The 12,557-nt window shown below is 63.5% G+C and carries 13 protein-coding genes and 1 tRNA gene; 6 read left to right on the forward strand and 8 right to left on the reverse strand.

Annotated features, from left to right (window positions below; translation table 11 throughout):
• Window positions 1–97: 97 nt before the first annotated feature.
• Entirely contained in the window at window positions 98–805 is a 708-nt protein-coding gene (locus P9273_RS10095; protein WP_278048769.1) for a metal-dependent hydrolase, read from the reverse strand.
• A gap of 117 nt (window positions 806–922) precedes the next feature.
• Between P9273_RS10095 and ruvX the strand changes: the two genes are divergently transcribed.
• The gene (ruvX, locus tag P9273_RS10100) at window positions 923–1,405 is read left to right on the forward strand and encodes a Holliday junction resolvase RuvX (protein WP_278048770.1); all 483 of its coding nucleotides are present in this window, start codon (window positions 923–925) and stop codon (window positions 1,403–1,405) included.
• Here the strand turns inward: ruvX and P9273_RS10105 are convergent.
• The 3 genes from P9273_RS10105 to P9273_RS10115 form a co-directional block, all read right to left on the reverse strand.
• The gene (locus P9273_RS10105) at window positions 1,347–1,688 is read right to left on the reverse strand and encodes a DUF6105 family protein (protein WP_040995015.1); all 342 of its coding nucleotides are present in this window, start codon (window positions 1,686–1,688) and stop codon (window positions 1,347–1,349) included. The two genes, ruvX and P9273_RS10105, sit on opposite strands and share 59 nt — an antisense overlap.
• Complete coding sequence (locus tag P9273_RS10110; RefSeq protein ID WP_278049028.1) at window positions 1,688–2,245, reverse strand: hypothetical protein; 558 nt, start codon at window positions 2,243–2,245, stop codon at window positions 1,688–1,690. The genes P9273_RS10105 and P9273_RS10110 overlap by 1 nt, the downstream gene beginning before the upstream one ends.
• A gap of 181 nt (window positions 2,246–2,426) precedes the next feature.
• Window positions 2,427–4,055, reverse strand: coding sequence for a DNA alkylation response protein (locus P9273_RS10115; RefSeq protein ID WP_040995324.1), 1,629 nt, complete (start codon window positions 4,053–4,055; stop codon window positions 2,427–2,429).
• Between the two features lie 200 nt (window positions 4,056–4,255).
• Between P9273_RS10115 and P9273_RS10120 the strand changes: the two genes are divergently transcribed.
• The 4 genes from P9273_RS10120 to dprA all read left to right on the forward strand — a co-directional run bounded on the left by P9273_RS10120 (window position 4,256) and on the right by dprA (window position 8,396).
• Window positions 4,256–5,221: an aspartate carbamoyltransferase catalytic subunit gene (locus P9273_RS10120; RefSeq protein ID WP_278048771.1), complete on the forward strand. Its 966-nt coding sequence runs from the start codon at window positions 4,256–4,258 to the stop codon at window positions 5,219–5,221.
• Window positions 5,218–6,504, forward strand: a complete 1,287-nt coding sequence (locus P9273_RS10125) for a dihydroorotase (protein ID WP_040995020.1) — start codon at window positions 5,218–5,220, stop codon at window positions 6,502–6,504. Before P9273_RS10120 ends, P9273_RS10125 begins: the two co-directional genes overlap by 4 nt.
• A gap of 186 nt (window positions 6,505–6,690) precedes the next feature.
• The gene (plsY, locus tag P9273_RS10130) at window positions 6,691–7,272 is read left to right on the forward strand and encodes a glycerol-3-phosphate 1-O-acyltransferase PlsY (RefSeq protein ID WP_278048772.1); all 582 of its coding nucleotides are present in this window, start codon (window positions 6,691–6,693) and stop codon (window positions 7,270–7,272) included.
• A complete protein-coding gene (gene dprA / locus P9273_RS10135) occupies window positions 7,269–8,396 on the forward strand; it encodes a DNA-processing protein DprA (protein WP_278048773.1) in 1,128 nt (375 codons plus the stop codon). Before plsY ends, dprA begins: the two co-directional genes overlap by 4 nt.
• 32 nt (window positions 8,397–8,428) lie before the next feature.
• On the opposite strand, the gene P9273_RS10140 is transcribed toward dprA, so the two are convergent.
• The 3 genes from P9273_RS10140 to P9273_RS10150 form a co-directional block, all read right to left on the reverse strand.
• Window positions 8,429–9,568: a hypothetical protein gene (locus P9273_RS10140; protein WP_278048774.1), complete on the reverse strand. Its 1,140-nt coding sequence runs from the start codon at window positions 9,566–9,568 to the stop codon at window positions 8,429–8,431.
• Window positions 9,569–9,943: 375 nt separating this feature from the next.
• Window positions 9,944–10,882, reverse strand: a complete 939-nt coding sequence (locus P9273_RS10145; RefSeq protein ID WP_336619383.1) for a DUF535 family protein — start codon at window positions 10,880–10,882, stop codon at window positions 9,944–9,946.
• A gap of 287 nt (window positions 10,883–11,169) precedes the next feature.
• Window positions 11,170–11,245 (reverse strand) — tRNA-Lys (locus tag P9273_RS10150).
• Between the two features lie 271 nt (window positions 11,246–11,516).
• On the opposite strand from P9273_RS10150, the gene P9273_RS10155 reads away from it, so the two are divergent.
• On the forward strand, window positions 11,517–11,969 hold the full coding sequence (locus P9273_RS10155) for a BA14K family protein (protein WP_278048776.1): 453 nt from the start codon (window positions 11,517–11,519) through the stop codon (window positions 11,967–11,969).
• Window positions 11,970–12,073: 104 nt separating this feature from the next.
• On the opposite strand, the gene P9273_RS10160 is transcribed toward P9273_RS10155, so the two are convergent.
• The gene (locus P9273_RS10160) at window positions 12,074–12,544 is read right to left on the reverse strand and encodes a DUF6882 domain-containing protein (RefSeq protein WP_278048778.1); all 471 of its coding nucleotides are present in this window, start codon (window positions 12,542–12,544) and stop codon (window positions 12,074–12,076) included.
• Between the last annotated feature and the right edge of the window lie 13 nt (window positions 12,545–12,557).

Below are 12,557 nucleotides of genomic sequence, written 5' to 3' on the forward strand. Positions count from 1 at the left end.
TGCGCGCACGCCGGCGCGGGCGTCGCCGCGGCTTGCGCCGAAACGCAAAGATTCCACCCCAAGGCTATGACTTTGTTCCGGATTCCCGAACAGCAGCCTAGATGGTGATCGCCTTGCCGATCTCCGGCAGCGCCACCTTGACGCCCGAGCCTTCCATGCCGGCGACGAACTTGTCGGCGGTCTGGTCGATCATCGAGAAGGTGCCGAAATGGCAGGGAACGACCGTATCGAAGCCGAAGAAGCGGCGGCAGGCAAGGGCCGCCACCGCGCCACCCATGGTGAAGCGGTCGCCGATCGGCACGATGCCGATCTTCGGTTCGTGCAATTCGTTGATCAGCCCCATGTCGGAGAAGATGTCGGTGTCCCCCATATGGTAGAGCGTCTTATCCTCGGGAAAATGCAGGACGAGCCCGCCCGGATTGCCGAGATAGGTGTTCGTGCCGCCTTCGCCGCCGAAAGAGGACGAGTGCAACGCCTGGACGAAGGTCGTGGTGAACGGTCCGCAATCGACGGTGCCGCCGATATTGCCCGGATTGATCTTGTCGCCGCTGACGCCCTGGCCGACGAGATACATGCAGATCTCGAAATTGGCGACCAGCATGGCGCCGCTTTTCTTTAGCACCTCAACCGCGCCGCTGACATGGTCGTTATGACCGTGAGTCAGGAGAACATGCGTGACGCCGTCCGCCGGCCCTTCCCAGCCGCCCGTCCAGGACGGATTGCCGACCAGATAGGGGTCGATGAGAATGGTGGCGTCCTTGGTCTCGACGCGGAATGCCGAATGTCCGTACCAGGTCAGTTTCATGAATGCTTCCTCGATTTTTCCGTTGCCGAAGGATAGAACGCTGGCGGCAAATTGAAAGTAGCGCGGCGCTCTCCACCGTCAAAAGGATGTGTGACGCCTGGATTTCAGGAAAAGCCGTTGGGCATTATTTCAATCGAGGAACTGCCGGCGCGGCTTGCCGACGGCAAGACTCTCGCCGGGCTCGATCTCGGCGACAAGACGATCGGCGTGGCGGTCTCCGATCGCGGCCTGTCCTTCGCCCATCCGCGCCCGGTGATCCTGCGCAGGAAATTCTCGCTCGATGCCGCCCAACTGCTCGCTCTGCTCGATAAGGACAATGTCGGCGCCGTCGTGCTCGGCCTCCCGGTCAATATGGACGGCTCGGAAGGGCCTCGTGCGCAAAAATCGCGCGCCTTCGTCCGCAACATGGCGCCGCTTTCCGACCTGCCCTTCGTGCTGTGGGACGAGCGGCTGTCGACGGTCGCGGCCGAGCGGACGCTGATAGAGATGGATTTCTCGCGCAAGAAGCGCGCCGGCAAGATCGATTCGGCGGCCGCCGCCTTTATTCTGCAGGGAGCCTTGGACCGGCTTCAGTCGCTCGGCCGAGCCGCTCGGGGCTGATAACGCCCTGCCGGCGCTGCCTGATCCATGCGGCGATGTTGCGCCGGCGGCGGAAGGCCCACAGTCCCATGAGCAGGAAAAAGTCGAAAACGCAGGTTCGCGCCACCATGCCCGGGATGATAGCCGGATCGACGCCGAGCATCTGGCCGTAGAGCTGGAAAGCGAAATCGTGCACCTGTCGGCTCAGCATCGCGTAGCCGAAATTCATGTCGTTGGCCGACAGGAAGAACCATCCCCAGAAGATGGCCATCGGAGCAGCCCAGAGCGTGAATATCGTGCGCATCAGCGCCTGCCTCCAGGCTTGTTTTCCGGGCGGCCGGATATGCGGGAAAGAAGCGAACTGTGCGCGGCGCCCATCGCCATGAGCGAGGCCGCGCGAACATCGCCCTCGGGCAAATGCAGCGCGGCGAAGCTGGAGCGGCGCTCCGCCAGCACCGCGACATAAGAAGCAAGCAGCGCCGTCATCTGGATGGCGACGATCATGAACAGGCCGTCTATGCCTTGCGCCACGCCGCCGATGAGGATCAGCGAAAGCAGGAAAGATGCCGAGATGAAGGCGATCCGCGCCACGCTCTCGCCCGCGTCCGCGCTCGTCGCCGTGTTCAGCAGCGTTTCGACGAAGGCCCAGCAGAACAACACCGCGACGGTCAGGAGCGCGATCGAAAGCGGCGCCCGCACGGCAAGATTTTCAAGCTCGGGAAGCCGGCTGGCCTGGACCGACAAGCCAAGCACGCCGAGCGCCGCCGCTACGCCGCGGCTGCCATCCATGCAGATATAGGCAAGCAGGGCGAAAACCACCGCCCAATGCAAGGCCAGAACTGAGCTCAACACGTGCCGCATACGCTTCCCGCTGGCGGAGGTCGGGGAGGTCATGGTTAACCTTTCCCTACTCCAGCAAGCGGAGATTGGGCTTTGCCACGGTTCGCCGCAACGGAAACCATTCGTTAAGGTTAACGGCTATCCACAGCTCGGCGAAGCGCGTGAAACGGTTTCGGATCATGCTCTTTGATTTTGGACGGGATCAGGTCACCGGCGGATAGAGCGTGTCGATGATCATGCGCGCGTCATGGCGCGAATCGAGCATGCCGTAAGTGGTGCGCCACTGACCGCCCAGCCGCGTTTCGACGAAGGCGTCTGCGATGCGCCCTGCTCCCAGCCGGCGCAGTTCCGCCGCGGCGGCCGACAGCGCGAGTTGTTCGGTAAGCAGCCGCGCCGAGCCCTGGTCGGTCGCCGCCACCTGCATGGCAGCCTTCAGCACGCCGATGGTGCCGCGCCCGCCGGTGCCGAGATCGCGGTCGATGCCGGCGAGCACTTCCTCGAACAGGCCCGGCGCGCGGCCAAGCACGCGCAGCACATCGAGCGCCATGACATTGCCCGAGCCTTCCCAGATCGCGTTGACCGGCGCCTCGCGATAGTAGCGGGCAAGCGGCGCCTCCTCGACATAGCCGTTGCCGCCAAGGCATTCCATCGCCTCGTAAAGCAGCGCCGGCGCGATCTTGCAGACCCAGTATTTGACGACAGGGGTCATGGCGCGGGCAAAGGCCGCCTCGCCGCGGTCGCTTGCAGCCTCGTCGAAGGAGCGCGCCAGTCGGAACGACAGCGCGGTGGCCGCGGCGACATCGAGCGCCATATCGGCCAGAACCCGCTGCATCAGCGGCTGGTCGATCAAATTGGAACCGAACACCTGGCGATGGCGCGCGTGGTGCACGGCCTCGGCGAGGCCCGCCCGCATCAGCGCCGACGAAGCGACAGCGCAGTCGAGCCGGGTCAGCGTCACCATGTCCATAATCGTCTTCACGCCGGCGCCCGGGTCGCCGACCATCTCGCCGATCGCATTGACGAATTCCACCTCCGACGAGGCGTTCGAGCGGTTGCCGAGTTTGTCCTTCAGCCGCTGGAAGCGGAAGCCATTGCCGGAACCGTCACCCAGGATGCGCGGAACGAGGAAGCAGGACAGTCCCTCAGATGCCTGGGCGAGCACCAGGAAGGCATCGGACATCGGCGCCGACATGAACCATTTGTGCCCGGTCAAGCGGTAGAAGCCGCTTCCCGTGCGCTCCGCCCTGGTGGTGTTGGCGCGCACATCGGTGCCGCCCTGCTTCTCGGTCATCCCCATGCCGAGCGTCAGCCCGGTCTTCTGCACGGGAGGCTTTTGGGTCTGGTCGTATTTGCGCGTCGTCACGCGCGGCGCCCATTCGCGGAAAAGCTTCGGACTCGCCATCAGCGCTGCCAGCGAGGCGCTGGTCATGGTGATCGGGCACAAATGCCCAGTTTCGAGTTCCGCGGTCAGATAGAAGCGCGCCGCTCTGACTTGATGGCGGCGGCCGATCTCGGCGTCGCCGTTTTCCCACACCGAAGAATGCAGGCCGCCGGCAATCGAGCGGCGCATCAGGGCGTGATAGGCCGGATGGTATTCGACCACGTCGAGGCGCCGGCCCTGGCGGTCATGCGTCCGCAATTTCGGCGTGTCGGTATTGGCGAGGCGGGCGAGCTCCTGCGCCTCCTGCGTCATCACGAACCGGCCAAGCCCGTCGAGATCCTTGCGCACGGGATCGGAAAAACGCTCGGCAAGCTGGATGAGCAATGGATCGCCCCGCCATGCATTGCCGCCCGTCAGCGGCGGCGGCTGGTTGATCACCTCGTCGGTCACGCCCAATCCTTCAGTTGCCCAATCCTTCAATTGGCCGAGAGGTTCTTAGCATTTCCAAGGTCGCGGTCGCGAATCCGAAACCCCTGGGCCTTATAGCCCAAGCTACGGAAGGCGCGCGACGAAAATACCGGGGAGAACGCCCGCAATCCAAAGCTGGCGCTTGCGGCAGACCGGACCGCACCCTATAGCAGCGCCTTGAGATGATCGACGCTTCGTCCCTGCCACTCTTTCCCCACCGCCATCTTCTGGGCATCCGCGATCTTTCCCCGGCCGATATCGAGCTGTTGCTCGATCGCGCCGACCAGGCCGTGGCGATCTCGCGGCAATCTGAAAAGAAGACCACGACGCTGCGCGGCCGCACCCAGATCAACCTGTTCTACGAGGCATCGACCCGCACGCAGTCGTCCTTCGAGCTCGCCGGCAAGCGCCTCGGCGCCGACGTCATGAACATGTCGGTGGCAAGCTCCTCGGTGAAGAAGGGCGAGACGCTGATCGATACGGCCATGACCCTCAACGCCATGCGGCCCGACATCCTGATCATCCGTCACCAGTCGGCGGGCGCGGCTGCCCTGCTCGCCCAGAAGGTCGGCTGCTCGGTGGTCAATGCTGGCGACGGCGCGCATGAGCACCCGACGCAGGCGTTGCTCGACGCGCTGACCATCCGCCGGGCCAAGGGGCCGCTCTCGAAGCTGATCGTGGCGATCTGCGGCGACATCCTGCATTCGCGCGTCGCCCGCTCCAACATCATGCTGTTGAATGCACTCGGCGCGCAGGTGCGCGTTGTCGCTCCCTCGACGCTGCTGCCCTCCGGCATCGACAGGATGGGCGTGATCGTCGCGCGCTCGATGGCCGAGGGGCTGAAGAATGCCGACGTGGTCATGATGCTGCGCCTGCAGCGCGAGCGCATGGAAGGCGCCTTCGTGCCGTCGATCCGCGAATATTTCCGTTATTTCGGCCTCGATGCCGAAAAGCTGAAAGCCGCCAAGGACGATGCGCTGGTCATGCATCCCGGCCCGATGAACCGCGGGGTCGAGATCGCCTCCGAGATCGCCGACGGACCGCAAAGTGTCATCCAGGAACAGGTCGAGATGGGAGTGGCCGTGCGCATGGCGGTGATGGAAGCGCTGCTTGATCCGCGCCGCAACCATGAGGGGCGCGGCGCATGAGCGTGACCGTCTTCAGCAAGGCGCACATTGTCGACCCGTCGCGTGGCGTCGACGAGATCGGCAGCCTCATCGTCGACGGCCGCAAGATCGTCGCTGCCGGAAAAGCGGCATTGAACCAGGGCGCGCCGGAAGGCGCTGCCGTCGTCGACTGCGCCGGCAAAACGATCATTCCAGGTCTTGTCGACGCGCGCGTCTTCATCGGCGAACCCGGCGGCGAGCATCGCGAGACCATCGCCTCGGCAAGCGTGGCGGCGGCGGCCGGCGGCGTCACCTCCATCGTCATGATGCCCGACACCGACCCGGTGATCGACAATGTGGCGCTGGTCGAATTCGTGCTGCGCACGGCGCGCGACACCGCAAGCGTCAACATCTTTCCGGCCGCCGCGATCACCAAGGGCCTCGAAGGCCGCGAGATGACCGAATTCGGCCTGCTGCGCGAGGCGGGCGCCGTCGCCTATACCGACGGCAGACACACGATCGCCAACGCGCTGGTGATGCGCCGCGCGCTGACCTACGCGCGTGATTTCGGCGGCGTGATCGCGCATGAGACCCAGGATGCCGACCTCGCCTCTTCCGGCGTGATGAACGAAGGCCTCTATGCAAGCTGGCTCGGCCTTTCCGGCATTCCGCGCGAAGCCGAGCTCATCCCCTTGGAGCGGGATCTGGCGCTGGCCCGGCTGACCGGCGGGGCCTATCACGCGGCAAAAATCTCGTCCGCGATGGCGGCCGGCGCGGTGAACCGGGCCAAGACCGAAGGCGCCAACGTCACGGCCGGGGTCGCCATCCACAATCTGTCGCTCAACGAGAACGATGTCGGCGAATACCGCACCTTCTTCCGGCTGACCCCGCCCTTGCGCGCCGAGGACGACAGGCTGGCGATGATCGAGGCGATCAAGGACGGCACGATCGACATCATCGTCTCCTCGCACGACCCGCAGGACGTCGACACCAAGCGCCTGCCCTTCGCCGATGCCGCCGCCGGCGCGATCGGTCTGGAAACGCTGCTTGGCGCGGCACTTCGGCTCTACCACAATGGGGATGTGCCGCTGCTCAGGCTGATCGAGACGCTGTCCACTGCGCCGGCGCGACTGTTCGGCCTGCCGGGTGGCACGCTGCAGCCGGGCGCGCCGGCCGATCTCGCAATCGTCGATGTCGACGAACCGTGGATCGTCAGCGAAAGCGGACTGCGCTCGCGTTCGAAGAACACCTGCTTCGAAGGCGCGCGCCTGCAGGGCAAAGTCTTGCAGACGATGGTCGCGGGCCGCACAGTGTTTTCAGTATAGCCCATTCATTGCTTTGAACTCTGCCGGACTCTGCCCGCACAGAGTTGCTTGGCGAACCCTCCCGACTCTACCATTATGACCAGCTGTTGCCCAAGCAGCGCCAGCTCTTGCAAACTATGGTTGCATAAAGCAGATTATATCAATCCTGGGGCGAGCATCTGGAGCGACAGGAGTATGGGGGAAACAATGGGTTACGCGATCGCGCTCGTGTTCGGCTATCTGCTCGGCTCGATCCCGTTTGGGCTCCTGATCACCCGTGCAGCCGGGCTCGGCGATGTCCGCCAGATCGGCTCCGGCAATATCGGCGCGACCAATGTGCTGAGGACAGGCAACAAAGGCCTTGCCGCCGCCACGCTGCTGCTCGATGCGCTGAAAGGCACGGCCGCCGCGCTGATCGCCGGCCATTTTTCGTCGGACTTCGCACTGTTGGCCGGCTTTGCAGCGTTCCTCGGCCATCTGTTCCCGGTCTGGCTCGGCTTCAAGGGCGGCAAGGGCGTCGCGACCTATCTGGGCGTGCTGCTCGGCCTTGCCTGGCAAGGCATGCTGGTCTTCGCCGTCGTTTGGCTCGCGATGGCGTTCCTGTTCCGCTATTCCTCGCTGGCGGCATTGGCAGCCGCGGTGGTCGTGCCGATCGCGCTCTATTTCATAAGCACGCCGCAGATCGCCGGCCTGTTCGCGCTGATGAGCCTGATCGTCTTCATCAAGCACCGCGCCAATATCTCGCGCCTGCTGGCCGGCACCGAAGGCAAGATCGGAGCGAAGGGATGAGCGCCCCGGCTGCCGGCCCGCATCTCAGCGACCGGCAGCGGCTTGCCTGGCTTCGCCTGATCCGCACGCCCAATGTCGGTCCGGCCTCGTTTCGCGAGTTGATCAACCGCTTCGGCTCGGCCGAAGCCGCGCTCGAAATGTTGCCCGAGCTGATGATTTCCGGCGGCGCCAATCGCATCGCCCGCATTCCTTCCGTCGCCGAGGCCGAAGCCGAGTTGGACGCCGCCCGCCGCGCCGGCGCCCGCTTCGTCGGCATCGGCGAGGCCGACTATCCGCCCTTGCTGAAGACGCTGGACAACCCGCCGCCGCTGCTTGCGGTGAAAGGCGAAGGCGCGGTCTTCCGTTTGCCCGCGGTGGCCATCGTCGGCGCCCGCAACGCCTCGCTGGCCGGCATCAAGATGGCGCGCATGCTGGCGGCAGACCTCGGCCGCGAAGGCTACGCGGTCGTTTCCGGCCTGGCGCGCGGCATCGACACGGCCGCGCACAAAGGCAGCGTTTCGACCGGAACGATCGGCGTGCTAGCCGGCGGGCTCGATGTCCCCTACCCGCCCGAGAATGCCGGCCTGTGCGACGAGATCGCCGATCGCGGCGGCGCCATCGTTTCGGAAATGCCCTTCGCCTGGCAGCCGCGCGCCCAGGATTTTCCGCGTCGCAACCGCCTTGTCGCCGGCATGGCGCTTGGGCTGGTTGTGGTCGAGGCGGCACAGCGCTCCGGTTCGCTGATCAGCGCCCGCCTCGCCAATGAAATGGGCCGATTGGTCTTTGCTGTGCCGGGCTCGCCGCTCGATCCGCGTGCCGCCGGCTGCAACGCGCTGCTCAAGGACGGCGTCACTCTCGTCACCGAAGCCGCCGATGTGCTCGGCGCGCTGGCGCCGCTTGCCGGCGTCCGGCTTCCAAGAGCCGTCCCGCTTGCCGAGGCGCCCGACATGTCGGCCATGCCGCCGCCCGGCGAAAACGACCGCGCCGATGTGCTGGAAGCGCTGGGACCCACGCCGATCGCGGTGGACGACATCATCCGCCACACGGGTATGAGCGCGGCACAGATATCGATGGTGCTGCTTGAACTCGACCTCGCGGGACGGCTGGAGCGTCACGCCGGCGGGAACGTGTCGCTAATCGCGTGACCTGCGGTCTTCAGTTCCGGGTTCGGCTTCTCCTACCGGAACAAATATTTCGACACTTCCGGATTGCCGCGGCGCCACATCACATTGTCGAGGAAGTAGTGGTGCACGTTGATGAAGATCAGCACGATGAAGAAGAACAGCGACGAACCGAGCACCTGCCTGTCGTAGGGAACCAGGGCGGTCAGCACGAACGGGATCAGCCAGAAGCCGAGATAGCCAAGCGCGGCGCCTCCGATGATGAATCCCAGCACCCGCAGCCTGTAGCGAGGGCCGAGGATGGATAGTATTTTCGGCTCCGGATCCCGCGCCGCATCCAAGACGTCACGCTCGACATTGGTCTGATAGCGCCACACCACGGCCAGATATTGCAGTGAGTGCAGCGCCGGCACCACCAGCAGCCAGAGCGGGTTTATCCTGGCAATCAGGATCCAGAGATAGAGCGACGCGACATAGGCAACGATGCCGTTATACGGCAGGCCCCCATTCTTTCGCCGACGACTAACCAGCATCAGGAGCGTGGCCGCTGTCGATGCGACGGCCGCCGCCAAGGCAATGTCGGTGATCCATGAAGGCGCGGCGAAGGTGTAATACTGGAGCCCGTAATACTGTCCCGCGGTCACCGCCGTGTTGGTCTGCAGCCAGGCCAGGATCCACACCGCGTAGCTGTTGAAGAGTAGCACCTTCTTGTCCCGGTCATCAAAGAATTTGCGTTTCAAGACGGCGTCGACCATCAGCATGCCGTAGCCCTGCTTGACGTAGTGCCAGCCGACGAAGAAGAACATCGCGTTGGCCGCAAGGCCGAGCAGCCGCGTGTTCGACGTCGCCGCACCATAGGCAAAGAACAGGGCCATGATCGCCGGGACGATGACGCCGGCGAAAATGTAGCGAAGCTGCAGTCTTCTGTCGTAGCCGTCGCCACGCGCCTTCCGGCCGAAATTGCGATAGAATATCTGGTAGGAATGGGCGAAATGCGGATAGTTCACCAGATAGGCCACGACGACCATCGTCGCGGCCAACGGCCCTTCATAATCGCGCGGCACGAAGAACAGCACCGGCAGGATCAGGAACGCGCTGCCGCCGAGCATGAGGAAATCGGCGACCGGGCCGAAGAGATATTTGCCGGGCGCCGCCGCCTTGCGGGCCGTGGTCTCTACCGAAAGGTCAAGTGCCATCCTGGAGCCTCCCTCGGGGCCCCGAGTTTAACCATGCCCCCTGTCCAGGGACAAGTTTGCCGGCGGCCCGCTCTCATTGGTCTTGGGGAAAGTCACCCCTCAGGGTAGGCAGCCTGAGCGATTTTCATCAGCCGCTTTCTGGCTTCTGCCACACGCTTCTGTTCCGACCTTATGCGGCTGCACAGCGCGATGTTGATCCCGACGCCACAGTCCTCCTCCAGCATTTCCTTTGCGTGATTGAGAGAAGTCTCTGCGCGCTTTACGCTCTGCCTGGCCCTGGCCAGTTCCAAGTTCAGTACGTCCACTGTATCCGCGTCCCAAATTGCGGTCCCTTCTGAAATTGAACGGGCGCGAATAGTTTTTTGTTCCTATTGCCTACGGCATCGAGCCGGCAATGGCGCAAAGCGCGGTTATTTCCGGAGCAAAGGCTGAATTGACGCCTTCATCTGGTCGGTAAGTTGATCCTCCAGACGCCATCGCCTGCGAACCCGTGCCCGTTTGTTGGGCTTGCACTCGGTAAGCTCGCGCCGCCTTGGCAGTGGGCATGGCGAACATCAAGGGGTCTGTCCGAAGCCCTCCGGACTCCGTCCAGAAACCGTCATAGTCGGCGGAGATGCGGCGGCGCAAACTGTAATCGGTTGCAAAGACATGCCCCGCATTCGATACGGCAAAGAGGCCGGATAGTCCTAAGGACCGGCTAAGAACCTGCGCCACGAAAAGGAGCACGGTTTTCGGCCGCATGCCCTCCATGGCGTTCGTCAAGCCACGGGCGTCTTCCAGGCCTTGCGCGCCGGCCGAAACACTCTTGAGGGCGCCTGTCAAAAAGACCTCCCCCGCTTCCTTGATGCGCAGCAGCGACCGGTCCACGATCGCCAATCCCATTTCAGTGATCGGCCGGTGATCCAGACAAAGGACAAGGCGCCACCCCGCTTCCCTGTAGAGGCCGCCCTGGCCGGTCAGTTCGACCGCGACCTTCCCCGCCGAGGTCGCGACGGCAACCAGTTCCAGACAGCCGGTGTGGCTCTCGACCAATGCGGCGTCGCACAGGAGGCGGGCCGCTGCCGCATAATGACCGACCAAGGCCACGGCGCGATTGCCGCGCCTCAACGCCACGGTCAGATAGGGGCGGACAACCTTGAGTGGGATCTCCGGATAATGATCGAGGATCGGAGCGAAGGGCTCGGCGCCAAGCTTGAGTCCGACATCAGCGATATCGCGACGATACAGCCAACGAAGGGCGGCCCACTTGACCGTATGAACCCCTGGTTCAGCCTGCGGCGGACAGCGGAAGGCGTACGCCCGCCTCGAGGTGATGACACCGCTCCCTCATAGTTTTCTATTCGGTGCGACGCCGGGGACTATGTCCCTCTGATGATGACCGACGGCATGACCCGGAGGGCCCGGGTCGTTCATCCGAGCCAATTCTGTTGCCCAACAGCCGGATGCCCGAACCGGGCCACCGGCCTGCCCTATCGCGAACCGCGCACCCAAGGCAATTTACAAAAATGTAAAGCGCCAGCGGAGCGCCAACACAATGTCGTGGTGGAGGTTGGACTGCGGCAATTCGGCAGTTGTGACCGGGCTGTTCAGGCGGTCGTTGTTGGTGAGCGCGATGGGATTCGAACCCATGACCTACTGATTAAAAGTCAGTTGCTCTACCGGCTGAGCTACGCGCTCCCGCGGGCTCAAAACACCGCCCTCGAAATTGCGCGGAACATAGGGAGAGTGCCGCGGCCGGTCAACCGGAAAAAGATGGGCTTCCAAGGCCGATTTTTTGAACCGATTCGAGGAGTCGCCGAGGGTGTTTGCGATGCCTGCGGCAATGGCCCGGGTCAGCATTGCTTCAGAAAGCTCCACAACAACGGGTTGATATTGAGCCTGGAACAATGTGCGACCCGGACCCGTTTCGCAAAACAGGGACGTCGATCAACCATCGAGGAGAAGATTAATGAACAAGATCGCATCGGGACTGCTGGCAGCCGCTCTCTCGACGTCGTTCATCGCGGCGGAGATGGTGCCGGTCAACGCTCAGCCAAACTATGTGCCGCAACCCCAGAGCCTGTCGGATGTCCAGACCGTGCAATATCGGGATTGGAGAAGGCACCGCGGCTTCAACCGCGATTTCTCGCGTCGTGGTGACGCCGTCTATTGGAACGGCCATCGTGGCTATCGTGAATATCGCCGCGGCTATCGCCGGCATGGCGACTATTGGTTCCCGCTGGCTGCCTTCGCGACCGGGGCGCTGATCACCGGCGCCATCGTCAACAGCGAGAACAACCGCGTCTATCGCGGCAACGCGCATGTGCAGTGGTGCTACGACCGCTACCGCTCCTACCGCGCATCGGACAACACCTTCCAGCCTAACAGCGGACCGCGTCGGCAGTGCGTGTCGCCCTATTGATGGCCTCCAGTCGATATCCGGGTCGTTGACTGAGCCCGCGCCGCAACGCGCGGGCTCTCTCGTTGTCATTCGACTGGACTTAAGAACTGAGTGCGCCCCACGGGTCAGCTTGCCCAGCTAATGGTTTTGAGGATGAGATAAAGTCCTACGCCGTCATCAGGAGGACAGCGATAGGCTCCGCAGGCGTTGCAAATCCGAGTCACTGCTGAGGTCAATTCCCAGCCGAGTGCGTTAAGATCTTCGTCCGTCACATAGTCTCGAGTTAGCTCGCTGATGCCGTGCTCCTTGCCGAAAGATCGGGCTGACTGGGCGTCCGTTATGAACTCGGAAGGCCAATTCGAATTGGCCCAAGCCCAGAGCCAATTGCCGGCCTTGGCGCTGGTGGAGCCCGCTATCTGGATTTCCGAAACGACCTTGACGCCGCTCTGGTCGGAAAACAGCAGCTTTCCGGCCTTCAAATCGTAGTTGTAGCGCGACCAGCTGCCGAGGCGGAAATCCTTCGCCAGGCGCGCATTCTTGGCGGTAAGCTGTTTAAAGGCCTCGTCGCGCCAAGCAGGATACCAATGCGGTTGCATTTCCCCTCCGCCC

Source organism: Mesorhizobium sp. WSM4935, from assembly GCF_029625735.1.
Lineage (GTDB): Bacteria > Pseudomonadota > Alphaproteobacteria > Rhizobiales > Rhizobiaceae > Mesorhizobium.